Here is a 23,299-nt window from a genome sequence, read left to right on the forward strand (position 1 = left end):
CGCCCCCCCCCCCCCCCCCCCCCCCCCCCCCCCCCCCCACCCCCCCCCCCGCGCCCGCCCCCCCCCCCCCCGCCCCCCCCGATTCTTTTTGCGGCTGTTGATTTTCTTCCTAAATGGCGGCCGATTTTTGCTTCTGGCCAGCGCCCTGAATGGCTTGGTTTAACAGGCCGTTAACCATATCCCGGTAGTCATGGTTAACCATTCCATGGCGGGCAGACCATACGGTCGATGGGCTTATGCCTACCCCCTTGATGAAGTTGATCCGGCGTGTTCGGGACACGCCAGTGTTTGAAAAGGGGTAAATATCTTGGCTAGCATCATGACGAACGCTTCGGCTCTGACCGCGCTGCAGAGCCTGAACAACACCAACAAGCAGCTTGAAACCACCCAGTCACGCATTTCGACCGGCTACCGCGTCGCCACCGCCAGCGACAACGCCGCCTACTGGTCGATCGCCACCACGATGAAGTCCGACAACAAGGCGCTTTCGGCCGTTCAGGACGCGCTTGGCCTCGGCGCCGGCAAGGTCGATACCGCCTACACCGCCATCACCGACATCAAGGACCAGGTCGACCTGATCAAGGCCAAGCTGGTCACTGCACGCAGCGCCAGCAAGGACGACCAGCAGAAGATCGCGACCGAAATCAAGGCCATCCAGGACCAGATCAAGTCGTCGGTCACCAACGCCTCCTATGCCGGCTCGAACCTGCTGCAGAACGACGCTGCTGCGACCTCCGACCTGAAGATCGTCGCGTCCTATAACCGCACCGGCACGACCGTCGCCATCGACACCATCGACGTCAAGGCGGCCGACACGCAGGTTCTCGATCTTCCTGGCACTGGCGGCATCGTCGGCGCTCTGCTGGCGACGACCTTCTTCGATCCCAGCACCACCCAGGTCCTCCCGGCGGCCATCGACACCGCACTCGGCGCCGTTGAAACGGCGCTTGCCAAGCTGTCCACGGGTGCCGCCTATCTCGGCGCCGCCAAGTCGCGCATCGACACCCAGAAGAGCTTCCTGTCGAACCTCTCGGACTCCATCGACAAGGGCGTCGGCGCGCTGGTCGACGCCGACATGAACAAGGAATCCACGCGGCTGCAGGCCCTCCAGGTCCAGCAGCAGCTCGGCATCCAGTCGCTGTCGATCGCCAACGGCAACTCGCAGTCGATCCTGGCGCTGTTCAAGCAGTAAGCCTGACCCGGCTTTCTCTTCCTTGAATAGGCCGCGCCAACAGCGCGGCCCTTTCCTGTATGGGTGTGTTTTGACGCATGTCGTTGACCCGGAACCGCTGCACACTTCCGGGCGACATGCTCTATCATCTTCGCACAAGCTTCGCGGTCTAGTGTTCCCACGGAATATCATGCTGGGAGCGCTTGAATCGTGCCGCAACAGATCCAGAGCATCATCTCGAATCTCAGGGCATTTGGCGTCAGGCGCCTTGCCATGCTGGCCGGCATTGCCGCATTGGTGATGGCCGTCATCGGCATCGGCTCGGTCTATCTCAACCGCCCGGCCTATGAGACGCTCTATGTCGGGCTCGATCGCTCCGACGTGAACCAGATCGGCCTGGTGCTCGGCGAAGCCGGCATCGGCTTCGACGTCGGCTCCGACGGCACCTCCGTGCTGGTGCCGGCCGGCACCACCGCGCAGGCGCGCATGCTGCTCGCCGAAAAGGGCCTGCCGACCAGCGCCAATGCCGGCTACGAACTGTTCGACAATGTCGGTTCTCTTGGCCTGACCTCCTTCATGCAGCAGATCACCCGCGTGCGCGCGCTGGAAGGCGAGATCGCCCGCACCATCCAGTCGATATCCGGCATCAAGGCCGCCCGCGTTCACATCGTCATGTCCGAGCGCGCCAATTTCCGCCGCGACGAACAGCAACCCTCCGCCTCGGTGGTCATCCGCTATTCCGGCATCGACGCCGAAAAGAGCGCCATGTCGATCCGCCATCTCGTCGCCGCCGCCGTGCCGGGCCTGTCGGCCGACAAGGTTACCGTGCTCGATTCCAACGGCAACCTTCTCGCCGCCGGCGACGATCCCTCCAACACAAGTGCTGCCCGCACGCTCGGCGTCGAGCAGACCGTCGAGGCGCAGATCGGCGACAACATCCGCCGCGCGCTGACGCCTTATCTCGGCCCCGACAATTTCCGCGCCAGCGTCAAGGCCGATGTCAACACCGACACCCGCCAGACCGAAGAGACGATCTTCGATCCGGAGTCACGCGTGGAGCGTTCCGTGCAGTCGGTGCGCGCCAACGAAAACAGCAATCAGAGGCAGGCCTCGACCCCGGCCACCGTCGAGCAGAACCTGCCCGAGACCCAGGCGACCAGCACCGATGGTCCGCAGACGTCATCGGAGAATGATCGCAAGGAGGAGATCACCAATTACGAGATCAACTCCAAGAAGATCGCCACAGTCTCGAACGGCTATTCCGTCACCAAGATGTCGATCGCCGTCGTCGTCAATCAGCAGCGGCTGATGACCATCCTCGGCAAGGACGCAACGCCCGAGCAGATCGCCAAGCGCGTTGCCGACATCCAGAAGATGGTGGCTTCGGCCACTGGCTTCGACGACAAGCGCGGCGACATCATCGATGTCTCGGCCGTCGAGTTCATCGACGGGCTCGACGGCGAGGCGGTCGAACAGCCGGGCATAATGGCGTCGATCGGAACCCATGCCGGTACGATGATCAACGCCGGCGCTTTCATCGTCGTGGTGTTCCTGGTCGCCTTCTTCGGCCTGAGGCGTATGGCCACCGCGCTGAGCGCGCGGCCGACGCCGGCACTTGCCGGTCCGAGCTTCGACGACGTCCAGCGTTCACTGCCGACACCCGAAGCCGCCAGCGCCGAACAGGCGCCGGCTGCCTTGCCCGGCAGCCGCCCAGGCCCGACTCCACTCGACGATCTTCGTCAGAAGATCAGGCCGGCGCCGCAGGAGCGGCTTGCCCGCATGGTCGACATCAATGAGGAGCGCACCGCGCAGATCCTGCGCAAATGGGCGGCCCAGGAAGCAGCGGTATAGACCATGGCCTCGGCAGCGCTTTTCGACCTTTTGCCGGATTTCGGCGCACGCAGCCAGCGTGCCGGCCAGCCCTCGCTCGCCGCCATGGCCGAGCCAAGGCCGGAGACGTCGGCGCCGCAGGCCGACATCGGCGCGCTGATCGCCGAAGCGGTCATCGATGCCGAAGCCGCCCTTGAAGCCCGCCTTGCCATCGCCCACCAGGCAGCGCTCGAGGCGCAGAGACAGGCCAACGCCGATGAAGCAAAGGCCTTTCTGGAAAGTTTCGGCGGCGATCTCGGCGCGGTCGTCACTGCCCGTATCGAGATCATGGAGGCCAAGGTCAGCGACCTCGTCGGCGCCACCATTGCGCGCATCATTGGCGGCCTTGTCAGCGACGATCTGCAGAAGCGTTCGCTGGAAACCCTTGCCGGCACGATCCGCGAAGCCGTCGGCGACAGCGAGGCGGTGCGCATCGCCGTGCGCGGACCGCTGTCATTGTTCGAGACGCTGAAGGCTTCGCTCGGCCCACGCGCGGCCAATCTCGATTTCGTCGAGGCGCCCGGCTTCGACCTTACCGTCGCCATTGACGAGGCGGTGTTCGAAACCCGCATTGCCGAATGGTCGGCCGCCTTGTCGGAGGCCCTGTCATGAGCGAGGGCCCTCTTACGAACGAGTGGACGTCATGAGCGTTGTCGAGGCCGCAGACGCCAGGCATGAGATCATCATCGTGCGGCGCAACCACGACGACCACGACGACGCCCACCATGGCGGCGTCTGGAAGATCGCCTTTGCCGATTTCATGACTGCCATGATGTGCTTCTTCCTCGTCATGTGGCTGATCAACGCCGCCAACGAGCAGACCAAGGCAGCCGTCGCCAGCTACTTCAATCCGGTCAAGCTGGTCGATCGCAACGCCAGCCGCAAGGGCCTCGAAGACCTCGGCGATGGCCCGAGCAAGGTCGGGCTGACGGCGGACGACCCGCGGGACAAGACCAGCAAGGCCGGACAGGACGGCGTCGGCGGCGCCGGTACTTCCGACAAGAAGCAATCGAAGGAATCGGCGCCAAAGACGGATCTTTCCGACGAGCATCTGTTTGCCGATCCCTATGCGGTGCTGTCGGAAATCGCCACCGACACCGGCGTCATGCAAAATGTCAGCGAGAAGGGCGATGGCGGCGCGCAGGCGTCCGGCCCGGCTACCGGCGCATCCGGCGGCCAATCCTACCGCGACCCGTTCGCGCCGGATTTCTGGTCGCAGCAGGTGGCTGCACCAGGCGCCGAAGCCACCGCCGAACGCACCAAGATCGAAGGCGATCCCCTGAAGCCGGGTGACAAGGCGGCACAGACGCAAGTGGCGGAGGTGAAGGCCGTGCCGGCCGCGCCGCCAGTGGCCGCGGCGCCGCTCGAGCCGCTGGCGAAATCCGTTTCCGATAAGCCGCTGACCAAGGCTGAAGCCAAAGCAGAGGCCAAGGCTGAAGCAGCGAAGGCCGAAATTGCAAAGGCCGAAGCCGCCGAAGCACAACCCGCACCCAAACCCGAAGCCGCGGAAAAAGCGCCGACGGCCGCCACTGTTAGAGCCGCGGCGCAGGTCAAGCAGGAACTGGCCGAGGCCTTCAAGCCAGGCGACAAATTGCATAATGGCGTCTCCGTCGAAGCCACCGACAAGGGTGTCGTCATTTCGATCACGGACCAGTTCGATTTCGGCATGTTCGAGATCGGATCGGCGGTGCCTAGGCGTGAACTGGTGCTGGCGATGGAAAAGATCGGCCGCATCGTCAACGAGCAGAAAGGCACGATCAGCATCAACGGCCACACCGACGCGCGGCCGTTCCGCAGCGACACTTACGACAATTGGCGGCTGTCCACGGCGCGCGCCCATTCCGCCTATTACATGCTGGTGCGCGGCGGCGTCGACGAGCGCCGCATCACCGAGGTCGCCGGCTTCGCCGATCGCGAGCCGAAAATTGCAGCCGACCCGATGGCGGCCGCGAACCGCCGCATCGAAATCCTGATGGCGACCGACGGATGAGGCGCGCCGCCATCATCGGCCGCGCCGTCGGGCTGCTGCTGCTGAGCGCTGTCCATCCGCCATCGGCCTTCGCCGAGGACGGCTTGCAGCCCTATCAGCTGGTGCGCTCGCTGCAGCTTGTGCAGGACCGCATCGCCGCCGGCGATCACGCCGCGCTGCCGATGCAGGCCAAGCTGCTCGAAATGGCCGACACAAGGCTGCGCGCGGCGGACGCAGATGATTTCAGCGACCCGAAGAATTTTCGCGCCTTGCTGGTCTATGGCATGAGTGGCGGCAACCCCGTCACCGTCGAGGCGGCGGTGTCGCGCGCCAAGACCGACCCGCAAAGCCTGACCATCGCCAAGGGCATTGTCGATTATCTGAACGGCCGGCAGGCGGCTGCGATCGAGGCGCTGAAGCCGATCGATCCGATGACCCTGCCCCCCGATGTCGGTGCCTTTCTGGCGCTGGTCAAGGGCTCGCTTCTCGCCACCGAGCAACCGGTCAGCGCGCTTGCGCTGCTCGACGATGCTCGCCTGCTCAGCCCCGGCACGCTGGTCGAGGAAGCAGCACTGCGCCGCTCGGTCGGCATCGCCGCCGCGCAAGGCGACGGTGCGCGTTTCGCGCTTGCCTCAACCCAATACGTCGAAGACTACCTCTATTCGCCCTATGCCAGCCAGTTCGCCGACGCCTTCGTCTCCGGCGTCATCACGCTGCACATGGCGATCAGCCAGGACAAGCTCGCCGACATCACCGCAATGATGGATCCAGAACGCGAGAAGGTGATCTATCTGCGCATCGCCCGCCGCGCCGCGATCGACGGCTTTGCCGATCTCTCCGCCTTTGCCTCGGCCAGGGCTGAACGGGGCCGCGACGGCATCCACAATCAGGACGATCCGCGCGCCCAGCTCTATTCCAGCCTGTCCACGGTAACGTCCGGCACCATCGGCGAGGTCCGCGCCAAGCTGGACAAGATCGATCGCAACCAGCTTTCGCAAAGCGACCGCGACCTGCTCGATGCCGCGCAGGCCGTGGCGGGTGAAGTCATCGCCCCGCCGGCGCCGCTGCCTGCCGAAAAGCCCGCACCTGCCTCGGCCAGTCAGGAGCCGGTCAAGACCGCGGCCGTGGAAAAACCCGACGAGCCAGAGCTGCCGCCGGTCGAAGGCGCGATGCCGGAACAGCCAGCCGCCACAACGTCGAGTGAACAGCCCGCAACCGACCGACCGAAGGCGGCAAGTGAGCCGGCCGCGCAGGCACCGAGCACGCCAGAGGCAAAGGCGGCGGAAACGCCTGCAGTCGCCTCGGCCAGCGATGCGGCTCCGGTCGTGCCGGCATCGGTGCCGGCCCCCGCCGCAGTAGAGCCTACCGATCCCACCGACGCCGCCATGGCGAGGACGCGTCGCCAGCTCGATTTGATCGACCAGATGCTTGGAGCAGCCCCGAAATGACCACCAATGTTGGCCAGGCCCTGCCGGCTCCCGCGCACGCCGGATCGAAGCAGTCGGCCTCAAACGCCAAAGGTGGCGACAAAAGCTTCGGCGACATGGTGCGCGGCGACGACGATGCGCCGACACCGATAGGCCAGGGAGCAATTGAGGCCGCGTCGCACGAGCTGCGTTGGGCCAAACGCAGCCCTGCCGGTCCCGGCAAAAGCGAAATCCCACACACCCAGTCTGGCAAAACGGGGACGAAATCCGCTGCCGGCAAGGCCGCAAAAGAACATGCCGATAGTGGCCCGGACAAACCATCCAAGGACGCTGAGGTGGCCGGACGAGACGCGGATGCAGGATCGCTGCAGGATCATTTGCCACTGGTGCTGGCGCTGCACGATATCAGGCATTTCTCAACGGTCCGGACAAGCGGGAACGGCATCGCGACGAATGGACAGACTGGGCAACCGGCGCCCGCTGGCGAGGCCATTTCTGCACAGACGTCGCCTCTGAAGAGACACCGCGCAGCGTCCGGCATTGACAACAGACTCGACACGACGACGCGATCGGAACGGGCCAAGCCCGGTACCAGCGTTTCCGCACAGGATCAGGGGCAAAAGCTGCCCGCGATCGGGCTCCAGTCCGGCAAACTGCCGCACCAGGATGGTCCGACGCCTCCTCTACCGGCGGACCAGACGGCAAGCGACGTTTCGGCACCCGAGGCAAAACGGTCCGCGCCGTCGGCGAAGTCCGTCGATGGAGCCCATTCCGCGGCATCGGCCACACAGGGAAAACAGCCGCCATTCGCTGCGCGCGTCGACATTGTTGCCGAACAGAGCTTCCCGGCCCCGGCGCAAAACCCGATGAACCAGACGACTTCGGCGCTTATCGACGTGCTGGCTTCGGACAACGGACTGCGGCAAGCGGTTTCGACGCCGTCGACGAGCGCCCAGACGGCCGGTTCTGTTGCCGTTCCGACACATATATTGAAGATCGAGCTTCACCCGGCAGAGCTCGGCATGGTCACCGCCAGTCTCAGGCTTTCCGGAGAACAACTTTCGATAGAATTGAAGCCCGAAACCCATGAGGCTTACCGCCGTCTCGCCACCGATAGCGACGCCATCGTGAAGTCGTTGCGCGGGCTCGGCTTCGATGTCGACAAGGTCACCATCCTGCAACCCTCGATAGCGATCCACGCAGCGGCCCGCAGCGATGCAGCGAACTCGCATCCAATGCCGCAAGGCCGCGACCAGTCCGCTTTTCAGCCCGGAAACTCGAGCGGCAACAATACGGGTTCGGACGGCCAGCAGTCGAGAAGAAACCGCAATGACGATGCCCAGGAATTCGGCCGCGCTGGCGCGCCTGCTGGCAAGCGCGCTGGCGACGATATGTTTATCTAGCCTCGCCACCAAGCCGGCCACCGCCGCCACCAACCCTTGCGAGCCCGAGATTTTGCGTGCCGCCGACCGCTATGGCGTGCCCGCCGGCATCCTCTATGCGGTCGGGCTGACCGAGACCGGCAAGAAGGGTAGCTTGCAACCTAATGCGTTGAATATAGAGGGGAAAGCGGTATTTCCAAGGAACCGAACCGAGGCCCTGGCCACCTTCGAAGCAGCCCGGCGCGAGGGCAAGACACTCATCGATCTCGGCTGCATGCAGATCAACCATCACTATCACGCCGCGCATTTCCGCAGCGTCGACGACATGCTCGACCCGCGCCAGAATGTCGACTATGCCGCACGCTTCCTGGCCAGCCTGCATGCGCGTCATGTCAGCTGGTCGATGGCCGTCGCCCGCTACCACGCCGGCCCCGACAATGATCCCGCGCAGAAATTCTATGTCTGCCGCGTCATCGCCAATATGGTCGCCACCGGCTTCGGCAAATGGACCCCGAACGCCCGCAACTTTTGCAACCCTTAGGTGAATAATCTCTTGCGAACGGTTGCAAATCCACGCCCGGCGGGTGACGTGCCACGTCACCCGTTCGGCAACCAACGATACAACCTCCTGATTGCGGTTATTTCGAAACTCGAAATAACTCCCAAGAAAATAGCTACAAGAAATGATGGTTGTTCAGGATTCCCGGCACCGGTTACGGCTCTTCCCACGGGACAGATGATCTGATTCGGAGGCGGGGCCGATGATTGTAATCGTTGACGAGCGTGAGCTCGTAACTGAAGGCTATAATTCACTTTTCGATCGTGAGGGCGTCGCCTGTGCAGGCTTCGCGTCCGGTGAATTCGGCGAGTGGGTGACATCGGCCGCCGACACGGATTTGCGATCGGTCCGAGCCTTCCTCATCGGCGACTGCCGCGAAGGCGCCATCTCGCCACGCCAGATCCGCGACCGCACCGGCGCTCCGGTCATTGCGCTGAGCGAACAGCACTCGCTCGAGAATACGCTGCGGCTGTTCGAGAGCGGTGTCGACGACGTCATACGCAAGCCGGTCCATATCCGGGAGATCCTGGCCCGCATCACCGCCATCCGCCGCCGCGCCCATGAGGACGTCAGCTACACCGAGATCGGCGCCATGCGCATCTTCATGGATGGCCGCGATCCCGAGATCGATGGCCAGCCGCTGCCTCTGCCGCGCCGCGAACGCCGCATCCTCGAATATCTGGCGAGCAACCGCGGACGCCGCGTCACCAAGACCCAGGTCTTCAACGCCATCTACGGCATCTTCGACGAAGAGGTCGAGGAGAACGTGGTCGAGAGCCACATCTCCAAATTGCGCAAGAAACTGCGCGAAAAGCTTGGTCAGGACCCGATAGATTCCAAGCGCTTCCTCGGCTACCGGCTGGTGTTCTGATGCCGGTCTGCGCCAGCCTCGCGCAAGACAAAAATTATATCCTCGCGACCACAGACATGGGCCCAACGATGTTGGGCATTGAGGAGACGTTTCGATGAGCCTTTACGGAATGATGCGGACCGGCGTTTCCGGCATGAACGCGCAGGCCAACCGCCTTTCGGCCACAGCCGACAACATCGCCAATTCCGACACCACCGGCTACAAGCGATCCTCGGCCGAGTTTTCGACGCTGATCATGCCGCAGGTCGGCGGCGCCTATAATTCCGGCGGCGTAAACACCACCATCCGCTCGGCCATCAGCGCCCAGGGCGTGCTGCAGTACACGACCTCGGTTTCCGACCTTGCGGTCAACGGCAACGGTTTCTTCGTCGTCCAGGACCCCAGCGGAACGCCTTTCCTCACCCGCGCCGGCGCATTCGTTCCCGACGCTCAGGGCAGGCTGGTCAACGCCGCCGGCTACCAGCTGATGGCCTACAGCTACGCCAACGGCACACCGGCTGCCACCGCCAACGGTTTCGAAGGGCTGGTGCCGGTCCAGATCTCCGACCAGGAAATGACCGCGACGCCCAGCACCGCGGGCAACTTCAACGCCAATCTGCCGGCCGGCGCCACGCCGCCCGCCGGTCCGCTGCCGTCCACCAACAGCCCGACGGCGGAATACACGTCGAAATCCTCGATGGTCACCTACGACAATCTCGGCAACAAGAAGCTGCTCGACCTCTATTTCACCAACACCGGGACCGGCACCTGGTCGGTCTCTGTGTTCGACCAGTCCCAGGCGACGCCGGGCACATCCTTCCCCTATACGGGCGGCGCGCTGGCCACGGCCAACCTGACCTTCGACACCACCACCGGCAAACTCACCGGCGCCGTCGATTCGATTACCATCCCCGTACCGGGCGGTGCGTCGCTCGACCTCGATTTGTCCAAGCTGACTCAGCTCGGCACCGGCTTCACGGTCTCCGAAGCCAAGGTCAACGGCAACGCGCCCAGCACGATCGAAAAGATCCAGATCGGCGAGGACGGCGTCATTTACGCCCAGTATCAGGACGGCTCGACCAAGCCGCTGTTCAAGATCCCACTGGCCGACGTCCAGAGCGCCGACAACCTCACCGCACTGCCTGGCAATGTCTATGCGCAGTCCACTGACTCCGGCACCGTGCGCATCGGCTTCGCCAATGAAGGCAAGCTCGGCAGCATCATCTCCGGCGCGTTGGAAAATTCCAACGTCGATATCGCCGAGGAATTGACCAACATGATCGCGGCGCAGCGCAGCTACACCGCTAACTCGAAAGTGTTCCAGACCGGTTCCGACCTCATGGATGTCCTTGTCAACCTGAAGAGATAAACGACGGGCGCCAAGGGAATGAACCCAAACCAGAGCAGCGCGGTGCGCGGATTTCGAATTCAAGGCCACACCGGCAAACCGGCCGGGGTGGTCTGGAATTGCAGGTTTCCGAACGCCGACGCCGCCGACAGGGCAGAGACGTCATCCCCTCCCCACTGGCCTCGTGAAAGACCCGCATGTCGCTGACTTCCGCATTGACCATAGCCCAACAGTCGCTTCAGACCACATCGAAGCAGACCAGCGTCCTTTCCCGCAATATTGCCGACGCCAGCAACCCCGACTATGCCCGCCGCACGGCGGTCGTCGTCAGCAGCGCGCCCGGCGCCCGCTCGGTCGAGATCCAGCGCGCCACCAACGCCCTGCTGTTTCGCCAGAACCTTAGCGCGCAATCGGCATGGAGCGGCCAGAGCACGCTTTACAGCGGAATTGACCGCCTCGCCGTTGCCGTCAACGGCGTCGACAACGCCTCCTCTGCCTCGACCGCGATCGGCAAGCTGCAGAACGCGCTGCAGCTTTACGCCGCTACGCCATCCAACCAGAACCTCGGCTCCAGCGTCATCGACGCGGCCCAGCAGGTGGTGCGCGCTCTGAACGACGGCACCAACGCGATCCAGGATTTCCGCACCCAGGCCGATGGCGAGATATCAACGGCGGTTAACGATCTCAACTCGCTGCTTAGTCAGTTCCAGGACGCCAACAAGGCGGTCATCTCCGCAACCCGTTCGGGTACCGACGCATCCGACGCGCTCGACCAGCGCGACGCTTTGCTGAAGAAGATCGCGGACTATGTGCCGGTGTCGACCTTCACGCGTGGCGACAACGACATGGTCATCACCACCAAGGATGGCACGACACTGTTCGAGACCATTCCGCGCTCGGTAAGTTTCACCCCGTCGGCGGGCTACACGGCCGGCACACCAGGCAACACCATCTACATCGACAATGTGCCGGTCAGCGCCGGGGCTGGCGGCAACACCAGCGCCGACGGCAAGCTCGCCGGGCTCATCACCTTGCGCGACGGCGTCGCGGCGACGATGCAGAGCCAGCTCGACGAAGTGGCGCGCGGCCTCATCACCGCCTTTGCCGAAACAGCACCTTCGCAGCCCGACCGAACCGGCCTGTTCACCTGGTCGGGTGCGCCCGCCATTCCGGCCGCCGGCACGCTGATCGACGGGCTTGCCGGCTCGATCAAGGTCAACGCCGCAATGGACTCGAGCGTCGGCGGCAATCCGGTGCTGCTGCGCGACGGCGGCGCCAATGGTGCGGCCTATATCGCCAACACTGCCGGCAACGCCTCCTATTCGCAGCTCTTGATCGGCTATGGCGACAAGCTCGACAAGCCGATGCCTTTCGACGCTGCGGCCGGCATCACCGTCACGTCCAGCGTGTCCGACTACGCCGCCAATGCCATTGGCTGGTTCGAAGGCCAGCGCCAGCAGGCCTCGAGCAACGCCGACGCCAAGGAAGCGCTGGCATCGCGCACCGCCGAGGCGCTGTCCAACGACACCGGCGTCAATGTCGACCAGGAGATGTCGCTGCTGCTCGACCTCGAACACACCTATCAGGCCTCGGCGCGCATGATGAAAACCGTCGACGACATGCTGTCGGCCCTGCTCGATGCCGTAGGATAAGCCATGAAAGCCACATCCGTCTCATCAGCCGCCCTCTCCAACGCCGCGCGCTATCAGCAGATGCGCATGCAGGCCGAACTGGTCAAAGCCACCAAGGAATCGACGACCGGCACCGTCGCCGATGTCGGTCTGGCGCTCGGCGCGCGCACCTCGCAGGCGGTCACCTTCTCGCGCGACCTCGACCGGTTGAACGTCATCATCGATTCCAATTCGCTGGTCACCGCGCGGCTGTCCTCGACGCAGGCTGCGCTTGGCCAGCTTTCCGACACTGCGCAGAATTTGCTGACCGCGCTGACCGCCGCCGGCAATTCCTCGAGCACCATCACGCAGCAAGCCGGCAAGGCCGCCGTGCAGCAGATGACCTCTATCCTCAACGCCAGCGTCAACGGCGAATATCTGTTTGCCGGCACCAACACCGACGTCAAGCCGATCGACGATTTCACCGCCGCCGGCTCGCCGGCCAAGGCGGCGTTCGACGCTTCCTTCTCGTCGTATTTCGGCTTCACGCAGACCGATCCGCTCGCCGCCAACATCACCGCCGTCCAGATGGATAGCTTCATCACCAGCAATGTCATGCCGCAGTTCATGGGCTCCGGCTGGCAGGCCAACTGGTCGAACGCCACCGACCAGCAGATCGTCAGCCGTATTTCGCTGGGCGAAACCACCCAGACCTCGGCCAGCGCCAATGAAGACAGCATCCGCAAGCTCGCCATGGCTTCCGCCCTGATCACCGACCTGCTCTCCGGCAATATCAGCCCGGCGGCGAAGACCGCCGTTGTCGGCCGCGCCCAGGCGATGGTCGGCGAGGCGCTAGGCGGGCTAGGGCAACTGCAGGCCGAGACCGGCCTTGCCGAGAAGCGGGTCTCCGACGCCAGCGACCGCATGAAGACGCAGGTCGACCTGTTCGAGCGCCATATCCTCGATCTGGAAGGCGTCGACCCCGCCGAGGCAGCCACCCGCGTCGCGGATCTGACGCAGCATATCGAGACGTCCTTTGCGCTGACCGCGCGCCTGCAGCAGATGAGCCTGCTGAACTACCTGACCTGACAATCTCAACCGCAACGGTAGAGCCAAACGATGTACCAATTCTCCTACGCCGACATCCAGACAGACTCCGTTGCCGATGCGAAAGATCGCGAGCGGCAGCTTTTGACCCGCTCGATCGAAATGCTGGCGGCGGCGGCGGCGGTCGGCCACACCTCGATGGAAGCGGTCGAGGCGCTGCACTTCACCAACCGGGTCTGGACCACCTTCGTCGAGGATCTCGGTTCCAGCGACAATGTCCTGCCCAAGGAACTGCGCGCCAACCTCATCTCCATCGGCCTGTGGCTGCTGCGCGAGGCCGAGGACATCCGCCAGGGCCGCACCGACAATTTCGAAGGGCTGATCGAAGTGTCCCAGATCATCCGGGACGGCATTCAATGACCAACACGCTGAAGATATCGCTGAAGCCGAACGAGAAGATCTACATCAACGGCGCCGTCATCCGCGTCGACCGCAAGGTCACCGTCGAGCTGATGAACGACGTACAGTTCCTGCTCGAGAACCATGTCATCCAGGCCGACGATGCCTCGACGCCGCTCAAGCAGCTCTATTTCATCCTGCAGGTGATGCTGATGAACCCGGCCGGCGCCATCGAGGCGCGCGCCATGTTCCGCCGCTCGCTGCCCTTGCTTTTGGCAAGCTTCGAGGATGAGCAGATCAGTGGCGCGCTGAAGCAGATCGACCGCATGGTCGGCGAAGACCATATCTATGAAGCGCTGAAGGCTATCCGTGCGCTTTATCCGCTCGAACGCCGCGCACTTGGCGGCAATGACGATGTTCTGGGTGCGAAGCGCCCGCTGGCCGTGGGAGCACAATACTGATGAATGTGGACATGACGACGACGATCCCCATGGGTGCCAACCAGGGTACCCAGCAGACATCGAAGACAGCGGTCGACTACCAGTCGTTCCTGAAGCTGTTGATCGCCGAGATGAAGAACCAGGATCCGACGAAACCGATGGATTCGACGCAGTACGTCGCCCAACTCGCCACCTTCTCGCAGGTAGAGCAATCGGTGCAGACCAACACCAAGCTCGACCAGATCATGCAGTCGTCGGCGCTATCGCAGGCCGATGCCCTGATCGGCCGTTCGATCACCTCGGCCGACGGCAAGACGACCGGCGTCGTGGCCTCGGTCAAGCTTGCAAGCAACGGCGTGATCGCCGTGCTGCAGAACGGCACCGAAGTGCCGGTCGGCGCGGGCGTTTCGATAAAGCCGGCCAGCTAGACAGTTCCATAGAGGCGCGCTCACATGAACGAGGCCGACGCCCTAGACATCGTCCAGTATGCGGTGTGGACGGTGCTCGTCGCGTCCGCGCCGGTGGTGCTGGTTGCCATGGTGGTCGGCATCGGCATCGCGCTGATCCAGGCCCTGACCCAAATCCAGGAAATCACCCTGACCTTCGTACCCAAGATCGTAGCCATCATGCTGGTCGTGGCGCTGACCGGTCCGTTCATCGGCAGCCAGATATCGGCCTTCACCAACGTCATCTTCGAGCGCATTGAAAACGGGTTCTAGGCAGCGCTTGCAGGCGGCTGTGTTCCGGCTAGATTGCAGGCCATGACTCAGGCAGAACTCACCGGCAGGCCATGTGCGGAATAGCCGGCGTCTGGCGCAAACGAAACCCGATCGACGCCAACGACCTGTCGGATGTCGCCAGCATGATGCAGGCGCTGGTACATCGCGGCCCCGACGATCATGACAGCTGGCACAACAATCGGCTGGCGCTCGGTCACCGCCGGCTTACCATCATCGATCCCTCGCCCGCCGCCCGTGAGCCGATGCTGACTTCTTCCGGCGATGGCGTTCTCGTCTACAATGGCGAGGTCTACAATTACCGCTCGTTGCGCGAAACGCTGCAGGCGCAAGGCGTCGTCTTTCGAACCATCTGCGATGCCGAAGTGGTTCTCGAAGCCTTGCATCACTGGGGTCCCGAAAAAGCCGTGCCGCTGTTCGACGGGATGTTTTCCTTCGCCTATTTCGACGCTCGCAGCAGTGCGCTGTGGCTTGCGCGTGACCGTCTTGGAATCAAGCCGATGTCGGTGGCCGACACGCCGGAGCGAATCCTGTTCGCCTCGGAGGACAAGGCGATCCTCGCCTGCGACGGTTTTCCGCGCGACATCGACAGCCGCGAGATCACCTTGCGGCTTGCCTGGCAGAGCCGCGATTCCAGCTACAGCCTGTTCGACCGCATCGAGCGCCTGCCGCCCGCCGGCCTGTGGAAGATCACCGATGGCGTTATCGAGAAGCGCCGCTTCTGGCATGTGCTGGACGTGCTGGAGACCGCGCGCATTACCGGCGATGCATCCGCTGATGCTGAACACATGGCGACGCTCGAGGCGTTGCTCAAGGACAGCGTCGGGCTTCACTGCATCGCCGATACCAGCGTTGCCACCGCCTGCAGCAGCGGTGTCGACTCCGGCCTGATAACGGCGCTGGCAAAGCGGTTCAGGCCGGAAGTCCATGGTTATGTCGTCGACCCGCAGCTCGGCAACAGCGAGGCCGAAGACGCCGAACGCACCGGCCGCCATGTGGGCGTGCCCTTGCGCCGGGTGCAGGTCGACAGGAACCGGTTTTTCGAACTTTGGCCAAGGGTAATCTGGCATCTTGAAAGCGATGGCTGGCACGCCAGCCATGTCGCGCTGCTGGCGCTTGCCGAACGATGCCGGGCCGATGGCGTCAAGGTGCTGCTCACCGGCGAAGGCGCAGACGAATTGTTTGGCGGCTACCCCTTGCAGGCCTTGAGCATGAAGAAGTGGCGTTCCTGGTCGTGGCCCCGGCGCCTGGTGCACTCGAAGCGCTCGCTCGACCGGAGATTCGAACAGCAGCGTCATGCCCCCTACAAGGTCTCGGCTGGAAGCCACTCACAAATGGATCGCAGCATGGTCCTGCGTGCTTTGTCGCCGGAGCTGAATTTCCTGCAAACCGAGATCTTCGACCGCCTGGAGCCGGTTATGCCGCCCGCGGATCGCGCCTTTCTCGGTAGTTGCCTCTACGACCTCTATTCGCATCTGCAGGACATACTGCACCGGCACGACCGGCTGAGCATGGCGGCGTCCGTGGAACTGCGGGTCCCGTTCCTGGAAAACCGCCTGATCGACTTCGCCATCCATTTGCCGAGGCGGCAGAAATACCGCGACAAGACAGGAAAATGGCTTTTGCGAAAGGTCGCTGAAAAGCATATTCCGCGCCAGAACGTCCAGGCGCGCAAGATCGGCTTCGAGATGTCGTCGCAATTTTCGGCCGGCACGGAGACTTTGCTACGCGGCGGTTTCCTGCGCGATGCCTTGAAATGGCCCGCCGCGAATTTGGAGGACATGGTCCAGTTGGCGCGGCGCGAGCAACCGTCCAGGCTGCGGCTTGTCGGCATGGAGCTTTTCCTGCGCCTTCACGCCGGCGGCGAGACGACAGGCACGCTGACCGAAGCCTTGCATACCGCTGCCCGGGACAGAAGCTGACTTCGCGCGCGGCCGACAGCCCCGAGCAGTGGACCAATGAGAACATCGCTCTGGGTAGCGAACCCTTCCCGGCTGACGTATTTTCGCCTTGCTATCCTGTTGTTGGACCATGATCTTTTTCGAAGACGCGTTCGCCCTTTTGGATGTCGTGCTCTATTTCAAACGGATGCCATGATTGTCGTCCCGGCGGACGAAACCAGCACGTTAAGGTGGGACAGGTCTGATGATCGATGACGAGCCGGACAGCGAACGCGTTTCGGCGCTGGCGCCGTTCCGGCACGGCATCTTCCGCGCCGTATGGTCGGCCAGCCTGGTGTCGAATTTCGGTGGCCTGATCCAGGGCGTCGGCGCCGCCTGGATGATGACCACCATCGCCACGTCGCCCTATCAGGTGGCGCTGGTCCAGGCCTCGGCCACTCTGCCGATCATGCTGTTTGCACTCGTCGCCGGCGCCATCGCCGACAGCTTCAACCGGCGCAAGGTGATGCTGATCGCCCAAATCTTCATGCTGGTCGTCTCTGCACTTCTAACGCTGTTCACCTGGAACGGCTGGATGACGCCGTGGACGCTGCTTGCCTTCACCTTCCTGATCGACAGCGGCACGGCGCTCAACAACCCGTCCTGGCAGGCATCGGTCGGCGACATGGTGCCGCGCAACAAGCTGCCGGCCGCGGTTGCACTCAATTCACTGGGCTTCAACCTGACACGCAGCGTCGGCCCGGCGATCGGCGGCATCATCGTTGCCGCCGCTGGTGCGGCTGCTGCGTTCGCCGCCAATGCGCTGAGCTATATAGGTCTTATCATCGTGCTCTTCCGCTGGAAGCCGGAGCTGCCGGTCTCGACGCTGCCGCGCGAGACGCTGGGCGCCGCCATGGGCGCCGGCCTGCGCTATGTCGCCATGTCGCCCAACATCGGCAAGGTGCTGGTCAGGGGCTCCGCCTTCGGCTTCAGCGCCGGCGCGGTTTTGGCGCTGCTGCCGCTGGTGGCGCGCGACGTCGTCAAGGGCGATGCCTTGACCTACGGCATCATGCTCGGCGCCTTCGGCATCGGCGCCGTCGGCGGCGCGCTGATAAGCGTGCGTCTCAGACAATTGCTGTCCAGCGAGACGATGGTGCGGATGGCCTTCGCCGGCTTTGCCGTCTGCGCCTTCAATGCCGCCATCAGCCTCAATGCCTGGCAGACTGCGGCGGGTTTGCTCATCGGCGGCGCCTGCTGGGTGATCGCGCTGTCGCATTTCAACGTCACGGTGCAGATGTCGACGCCGCGCTGGGTCGTCGGCCGGGTGCTGTCGGTCTACCAGACGGCGACCTTCGGCGGCATTGCGCTGGGCAGCTGGATCTGGGGCGTCGTTGCCGATGCGCATGGCGCCGAAACCGCGCTGATTGCGGCGGCCATCGCGATGCTTGTTGGCGGCGCCATCGGCCTGTTCCTGCCGCTGCCGCAGCAGACGACTCTCAACCTCGACCCGCTCAACCGCTTCAAGGAGCCGCATCTCGGCCTCGACCTGAAGCCGCGCAGCGGCCCCATCGCCATCATGATAGAGTACATTATCCGCGACGAAGATGTACCCGAATTCCTCGCCACCATGGCCGAGCGCGGGCGCATCCGCCGCCGCGACGGCGCCCGCAACTGGACGCTGGCTCGGGACCTAGAAAATCCCGCAGTCTGGATCGAACACTACCACACGCCGACCTGGTTGGAATACATCCGCCACAACCGGCGCGCCACCCATGCCGACGCCGTCGTCGGCGAGCGGGTGCGGGCGCTGCACAGCGGCGACGAACCGCCGCGCGTGCGCCGCCTGATCGAGCGCCCGACGACCGCCGGCACCGCGCTGGTCTCGCCGAAGGGGCCGATCGATCACTGAGCTCGCCATAGCCGTAGCGCCGGTCAGCCGGCGCTCTGGATCATGTAGAGCTTGCGCGTGGTCTCGCGTATCAGCCACTCGCCCTTCCAGCCCTGCGGCAGGACGAGGAGATCGCCCGGACCGAGTTCCCGCACCTCGCCATCGATGCGGCTCAGTTCCACGCGCCCCGAAATGATGTGGCAGATCTCCGACGAGTCCGAACGATCGGCGGTGAAGCGGCCGGGCGTGCATTCCCAGATGCCGACATCGACAGTCCCGTCAGGCGATTGAAAGAACGAGCGCACGGCCTCGACCTGATCGCCTTCAATCGAGCTTGGCTTAGGAGAGAACGCGCCGATCTCGGCCTTGGCGAGATCGTGGAAGGTCGAAAGATCGATCAAGTCTAGCTCCATGGATAAGAGCAATTCCAGGAAAGGGGTCTGCCCCGGAATTGCGTGAGAACAAATGGCTTTAGTGGCCGGTGATGCTGTCGGCCAACGCGGCCAGCTTCGAGGTGCGCGCAAGCCCTGCCGCCTCGCGGCCATCGGCAATGCGATAAAGCTGGTACATCGAATGCACGCCCAGCCAGCGGAAGGGCTCCGGTTCCCATGGCCTGACCTTGCGGTTGACCCAGGGCAGCTTCGTCAGCTCGGTGTTTGCCCCGAGAACAAGGTCAGCCAGCGTGCGCCCCGAAAGGTTGGAGCTGGACACGCCGAGGCCGACATAGCCGCCGGCCCAGCCGATGCGGGTCGCGGGATCGAGGCCGACCGTGGTGCACCAGTCGCGCGGCACGCCGAGCACGCCGCACCAGGCGTGATCGATGCGGCATCCCTTGGTCTGCGGCAAGAGCGTCGTCAGGATCGTGTGCAGCTGGTCGATCGTGGCCTGCTGCGTCTGGCCGTTGACGTCGGTGCGCGAGCCGTAGCGATAAGGCACGCCGCGTCCGCCCATCGTGATGCGTCCCTCACGCGTGCGCTGGGCATAGCAATAGGCATGCGCCGCATTGCCGAGCAGTTCGTGCCCTTCCCAACCGATGTCGCGCCACAGGTCGGCAGGCAGCGGCTCAGTCACGATCTGCGCGCTGTTGAGCGCCAGCCAGGTCCGCTCCTCGCCGGGGATGCCTGATGTAAAGCCCTCGGTCGCGCGGATGATCGTCTCCGCCTGCACCGTACCGCGGTCTGTCGTCACGCTGCCCTTGGCGATGCTTGTCACCGTCGTCTTCTCATAGATCGGCACGCCCAGCCGCTCGACGGCATCGGCAAGCCCACGCACCAGCTTGGCCGGCTGCACCCGCGCCTGGCCATGGACGACGAAGCCGCCCATGACGTTACGGATGTTGATGCGCGTGCGCGTTGAGGCGGCGTCCAGCATCTCGACGCGGTTCGGGTCGACATCCCAGGAACGGATCGTCTCGCATTCTTCGCGCACGCGCTCCAACTGCGCTGCGTTGGTGGCCACCGTCAGATTGTCGACGCGGCGAATGTCGGCGTCGATGCCTTCCTCGGTCGCGACCCGGATCACTTCATCAACGCAGCCTGCCATCGCCGCCTGCATCGCCATCACGCCTTGGCGGCTCGATGTCTTGAGATATTTTTCGCGCGACCAGCTGAAGCCGCCCGACAGCCAGCCGCCATTGCGCCCCGAAGCGCCGAAGCCGGCAAATTCGCGCTCGACGATCACGACGCGCAGCGATGGCTTCGCCTTTTTCAGATAGTAGGCGGTCCACAGGCCGGTATAGCCGGCGCCGACAATGGCGACATCGGCCTCGATGTTTCCAGGCAAGGGCGGGCGCGGAACGGGAACCGCCCCCAGATCCGCATACCAGAACGATATGTCGCCGTTGCGCTTGGCTTGCATGGAATGACTTTCAGATGGGATCAGGCCAGATGGGATCAGGCCAGATGGAATCAGGTGAGTGTGGTGTCGGCGCTTGCGTCGTCCGCCAGCAGCTTGGCGTCGCTGCCGTCGAAGCAGAGCTCGACCTTGTCGCCGAGGCCAAAACTCTCGCCGGTCACCGGTGAGCGCACGATCGCGGCCGAGCCGTCGGCGAGCTTAACTTCGTATTTCGATTCCGAGCCGAGATAGATGGCTTCCGCGATCGTCCCCGACAGGCGGTTGGCGCCATTGGCAGGACTTTGGCCGGCTCTTCGGATCGCGAGCTTTTCGGGACGCAGCAGCATCACCGGGCTGGCTTCCCCCGACAGCTTACGCGGTACCGTCACCGTCTCGCCGGCGATGCTCAGCGCGGTGCTGTTGCCATCGCTGCGCGCCTTGCCGCGCAGCACGGTGGAATCGCCGATGAAGCGGCCGACGAACAGCGTTGCCGGCTCGTCATAGAGCTGGCGGCCGGTGCCGACCTGCTCGATGCGCCCGCGGTTGAACACGGCGATGCGGTCCGACAGCACCAGCGCCTCTTCCTGATCGTGCGTGACATAGACGAATGTGGTGCCGAGTTCGCGATGGATGCGCTTGATCTCGAGCTGAAGCCATTCGCGCAGCTTCTTGTCGAGCGCGCCGAGCGGCTCGTCCATCAGGAGCAGCGGCGGGTCGAAGACGATGGCGCGTGCCAACGCCACGCGCTGCTGCTGGCCGCCCGACAATTCGCTGGGATAGCGATGCGCGAAATCGCCCATCTTGACCATGTCGAGCGCCCTTGCCACGCGTGTCTGCCTCGTCGCCTGGTCGACGCCGCGAAGCGTCAGCGGATAGGCGACGTTGCGGCCGACGCTCATATGCGGGAACAGCGCGTAATGCTGGAAGACGACGCCGATGTTGCGCTTGTGCGCCGGCACGCCGACGACGCTTTTTTCCCCGACCAGAAGCTTGCCGCTGGTGACATCGGTGAAACCGGCAATCACGTTGAGCGTCGTCGTCTTGCCCGAGCCGCTGGGGCCGAGCAGCGTCATGAACTCGCCGGGCTCGATGCGCAGCGACACGCCGTCCAGCGCCTTGAAGCCGCCATAGGCCTTGCTGATCGCTTCGAGATCGATCGCCGCGCCCTTGCTTGTCGGCTTCGGATTCATTGGCGTCCTTTCCGCTCGCGGCCAAGAAGGAGCATGCCGCCGCCGATCAGGATCGTGGTCGCGAAAAGCAGGATCGTGCCGACAGCCGCCACCGTCGGATCGGCGTCGCGCGTGATCGAGGCAAAAATCTGCACCGGCAATGTCTTGAGATAGGGGTTCGTGATGAACAGCGACACGACAATCTCGTCGAACGAGGTGGCGAAAGCGAACAGCAGGCCTGAGAGCACGCCCGGCGCGATCAGCGGCAGCGTCACCGTGCGAAACGTGGTCAGTGCGCCGGCGCCCAGGCTCGCGGCGGCTGTCTCCAGCCGGCGGTCGAACACTTCGAGACTGGCCGAGACCGCGATCAGCACGAAGGGCAGCGCAAGGATGGTGTGGGCCAGCACGAAGCCGAGCAGCGTGCCGACGAGCTGCGTGTCGAGATAGACGGCATAGATGCCGATCGCCAGCACCACGCCCGGCACCACCATCGGCGTCAGCATCAGCATACGCAAAAGGTTCGCCGGCCGCGCCTTCATGCGGTCGAGGCCGAAGGCGGCAAGCGTGCCGAGCACCGTCGCCAGCACCGCCACGATCGAGGCGACCTTCAGCGAGTTCAGGAAGCTGTTCGACCAGTCCGGATTGGTGGCGAAATTCTGGTACCACTGCCAGGAAAAGCCTTGCGGCGGAAACGCCAGCGATTTGTTTTCGTTGAACGACATCGGCACCACGACCAGCGTCGGCGCCACCAGCCATATCGCCACCAGCAGGCAGACGAGCCCGAGAAGAACGCGCGTGAGCGGCTTCATCTCCATCAGCGCCGCCCCGCTTCCCGATGCCTGGACCGCATCACGGGTGCTGCCAGCGCCAGCAGCACGAAGGTGGTGACCAGCAGAACGACGCCCATGGCGCCGCCCCTGCCCCATTGCAGCAGGCTCAGCACCTGCGTCTGCACCAGCGTCGACAGCATGGTCGAGCGCGGGCCGCCGAGCAAAGCAGGCGTGATGTAGAAGCCGAGCGACAGGATGAAGACGATGATCGCGCCGGCATAGACGCCGGGCAGCGACAGCGGCAGATAGACGGTGAAGAACGCGCGCGACGGCCGCGCACCGAGGCTTTGCGCCGCACGCATCAGCCTGAGGTCGATGCCTTGCATCACGGAATAGAGCGGCAGGATCATGAACGGCAACAGCACCTGCGCCATGCCGATGACCACGCCGGTCTGGGTGCGGATCAGCTTGACGCCGCCGAACCCGACCGAGCGCAGCAACGAATTGATGACGCCCGAATCCTGCAGCAGGATCACCCATGACAGCGTTCGCACCACACCACTCACCCAGAACGGGATCAGCACGCAAAGCACAAGCACCAGCCGGACGCGCGGCCCGACCGCGGTCATCAGATAGGCATAGGGATAGGCCGCGATGACGCACACCAGCGTCACCCAGGCCGAGATGACAAAGGTCCGCTGCAGCACCGTCAGGTTCACCGGCGCACCGAAGAACCAGGCATAGTTCTGCAGCCCCCACTCAGGTTCCGACAGGCTGCGCAGCACGATGGTGAGCAGCGGGTAGCCGATCACCGCGACAAGCAGGATGAGCGCCGGCGCCCTGAGCCCGAACGGCCGCCCTTGCCCCCCCGGCCCCACCTAGGCGGCGGGGGGGGCCCTGGGTTCCGACCCGCTCACGGCCGGGCGGGGACGACGCGGTTGAGTTGCCCGC

22 protein-coding genes are annotated in these 23,299 nt (G+C 64.1%); 17 read left to right on the forward strand and 5 right to left on the reverse strand.

All coding sequences use genetic code 11. The features are described from left to right. The first annotated feature begins 307 nt into the window (after nucleotides 1–307). The 17 genes from NKI06_RS28280 (at nucleotide 308) to NKI06_RS28360 (ending at nucleotide 18,597) form a co-directional block, all read left to right on the forward strand. Nucleotides 308–1,192: a flagellin N-terminal helical domain-containing protein gene (locus NKI06_RS28280; protein WP_023683302.1), complete on the forward strand. Its 885-nt coding sequence runs from the start codon at nucleotides 308–310 to the stop codon at nucleotides 1,190–1,192. Between the two features lie 189 nt (nucleotides 1,193–1,381). Next, nucleotides 1,382–3,022: a flagellar basal-body MS-ring/collar protein FliF gene (gene fliF / locus NKI06_RS28285; protein WP_352987760.1), complete on the forward strand. Its 1,641-nt coding sequence runs from the start codon at nucleotides 1,382–1,384 to the stop codon at nucleotides 3,020–3,022. A 3-nt stretch (nucleotides 3,023–3,025) separates the two neighbouring features. Further along, nucleotides 3,026–3,652: a hypothetical protein gene (locus tag NKI06_RS28290; protein WP_023686351.1), complete on the forward strand. Its 627-nt coding sequence runs from the start codon at nucleotides 3,026–3,028 to the stop codon at nucleotides 3,650–3,652. A gap of 31 nt (nucleotides 3,653–3,683) precedes the next feature. Further along, nucleotides 3,684–5,030 (forward strand): MotB family protein, encoded by a 1,347-nt coding sequence (locus NKI06_RS28295; RefSeq protein ID WP_023686352.1) that lies wholly within the window; start codon nucleotides 3,684–3,686, stop codon nucleotides 5,028–5,030. Next, on the forward strand, nucleotides 5,027–6,457 hold the full coding sequence (locus tag NKI06_RS28300; protein WP_352987761.1) for a MotC family chemotaxis protein: 1,431 nt from the start codon (nucleotides 5,027–5,029) through the stop codon (nucleotides 6,455–6,457). The genes NKI06_RS28295 and NKI06_RS28300 overlap by 4 nt, the downstream gene beginning before the upstream one ends. A gap of 95 nt (nucleotides 6,458–6,552) precedes the next feature. Then, on the forward strand, nucleotides 6,553–7,839 hold the full coding sequence (gene fliK, locus NKI06_RS28305) for a flagellar hook-length control protein FliK (protein ID WP_352987762.1): 1,287 nt from the start codon (nucleotides 6,553–6,555) through the stop codon (nucleotides 7,837–7,839). Then, on the forward strand, nucleotides 7,772–8,359 hold the full coding sequence (locus NKI06_RS28310) for a transglycosylase SLT domain-containing protein (protein WP_023804743.1): 588 nt from the start codon (nucleotides 7,772–7,774) through the stop codon (nucleotides 8,357–8,359). Before fliK ends, NKI06_RS28310 begins: the two co-directional genes overlap by 68 nt. A 220-nt stretch (nucleotides 8,360–8,579) precedes the next feature. Beyond that, nucleotides 8,580–9,248, forward strand: coding sequence for a response regulator transcription factor (locus tag NKI06_RS28315; RefSeq protein WP_023683295.1), 669 nt, complete (start codon nucleotides 8,580–8,582; stop codon nucleotides 9,246–9,248). A gap of 94 nt (nucleotides 9,249–9,342) precedes the next feature. After that, nucleotides 9,343–10,596: a flagellar hook protein FlgE gene (locus NKI06_RS28320; protein WP_023691731.1), complete on the forward strand. Its 1,254-nt coding sequence runs from the start codon at nucleotides 9,343–9,345 to the stop codon at nucleotides 10,594–10,596. Nucleotides 10,597–10,772: 176 nt separating this feature from the next. Then, a complete protein-coding gene (gene flgK, locus NKI06_RS28325; protein WP_023686357.1) occupies nucleotides 10,773–12,227 on the forward strand; it encodes a flagellar hook-associated protein FlgK in 1,455 nt (484 codons plus the stop codon). Between the two features lie 3 nt (nucleotides 12,228–12,230). After that, on the forward strand, nucleotides 12,231–13,274 hold the full coding sequence (locus NKI06_RS28330; RefSeq protein WP_352987763.1) for a flagellar hook-associated family protein: 1,044 nt from the start codon (nucleotides 12,231–12,233) through the stop codon (nucleotides 13,272–13,274). Between the two features lie 30 nt (nucleotides 13,275–13,304). Then, nucleotides 13,305–13,652: a flagellar biosynthesis regulator FlaF gene (flaF, locus tag NKI06_RS28335; RefSeq protein WP_023671893.1), complete on the forward strand. Its 348-nt coding sequence runs from the start codon at nucleotides 13,305–13,307 to the stop codon at nucleotides 13,650–13,652. Further along, nucleotides 13,649–14,092, forward strand: coding sequence for a flagellar biosynthesis repressor FlbT (flbT, locus tag NKI06_RS28340; RefSeq protein ID WP_023695743.1), 444 nt, complete (start codon nucleotides 13,649–13,651; stop codon nucleotides 14,090–14,092). The genes flaF and flbT overlap by 4 nt, the downstream gene beginning before the upstream one ends. After that, a complete protein-coding gene (flgD, locus tag NKI06_RS28345) occupies nucleotides 14,092–14,499 on the forward strand; it encodes a flagellar hook assembly protein FlgD (protein ID WP_023728383.1) in 408 nt (135 codons plus the stop codon). Before flbT ends, flgD begins: the two co-directional genes overlap by 1 nt. Before the next feature lie 24 nt (nucleotides 14,500–14,523). Then, nucleotides 14,524–14,790 carry a flagellar biosynthesis protein FliQ gene (gene fliQ / locus NKI06_RS28350; RefSeq protein WP_023671896.1) on the forward strand — a complete coding sequence of 89 codons (267 nt, stop codon included), beginning with the start codon at nucleotides 14,524–14,526 and terminating at the stop codon, nucleotides 14,788–14,790. Between the two features lie 71 nt (nucleotides 14,791–14,861). Further along, a complete protein-coding gene (asnB, locus tag NKI06_RS28355; protein ID WP_352987764.1) occupies nucleotides 14,862–16,730 on the forward strand; it encodes an asparagine synthase (glutamine-hydrolyzing) in 1,869 nt (622 codons plus the stop codon). A 223-nt stretch (nucleotides 16,731–16,953) separates the two neighbouring features. Beyond that, on the forward strand, nucleotides 16,954–18,597 hold the full coding sequence (locus tag NKI06_RS28360; protein ID WP_023671898.1) for an MFS transporter: 1,644 nt from the start codon (nucleotides 16,954–16,956) through the stop codon (nucleotides 18,595–18,597). A 23-nt stretch (nucleotides 18,598–18,620) separates the two neighbouring features. Here the strand turns inward: NKI06_RS28360 and NKI06_RS28365 are convergent, their stop codons facing one another. From NKI06_RS28365 to NKI06_RS28385, 5 genes are read right to left on the reverse strand one after another with little or no spacing between them, the layout of a single operon-like run. After that, nucleotides 18,621–18,989 carry a cupin domain-containing protein gene (locus tag NKI06_RS28365; RefSeq protein WP_081725355.1) on the reverse strand — a complete coding sequence of 123 codons (369 nt, stop codon included), beginning with the start codon at nucleotides 18,987–18,989 and terminating at the stop codon, nucleotides 18,621–18,623. Nucleotides 18,990–19,047: 58 nt separating this feature from the next. Beyond that, the gene (locus NKI06_RS28370) at nucleotides 19,048–20,433 is read right to left on the reverse strand and encodes an NAD(P)/FAD-dependent oxidoreductase (RefSeq protein ID WP_023728386.1); all 1,386 of its coding nucleotides are present in this window, start codon (nucleotides 20,431–20,433) and stop codon (nucleotides 19,048–19,050) included. Between the two features lie 50 nt (nucleotides 20,434–20,483). Beyond that, nucleotides 20,484–21,599 carry an ABC transporter ATP-binding protein gene (locus tag NKI06_RS28375; RefSeq protein ID WP_352443474.1) on the reverse strand — a complete coding sequence of 372 codons (1,116 nt, stop codon included), beginning with the start codon at nucleotides 21,597–21,599 and terminating at the stop codon, nucleotides 20,484–20,486. Further along, nucleotides 21,596–22,393 carry an ABC transporter permease gene (locus tag NKI06_RS28380; RefSeq protein ID WP_023695739.1) on the reverse strand — a complete coding sequence of 266 codons (798 nt, stop codon included), beginning with the start codon at nucleotides 22,391–22,393 and terminating at the stop codon, nucleotides 21,596–21,598. The genes NKI06_RS28375 and NKI06_RS28380 overlap by 4 nt, the downstream gene beginning before the upstream one ends. Then, a complete protein-coding gene (locus NKI06_RS28385) occupies nucleotides 22,393–23,226 on the reverse strand; it encodes an ABC transporter permease (RefSeq protein ID WP_352987765.1) in 834 nt (277 codons plus the stop codon). The genes NKI06_RS28380 and NKI06_RS28385 overlap by 1 nt, the downstream gene beginning before the upstream one ends. Nucleotides 23,227–23,299: the final 73 nt, after the last annotated feature.

The organism is Mesorhizobium sp. M0772 (genome assembly GCF_040320135.1).
Taxonomy (GTDB): domain Bacteria; phylum Pseudomonadota; class Alphaproteobacteria; order Rhizobiales; family Rhizobiaceae; genus Mesorhizobium.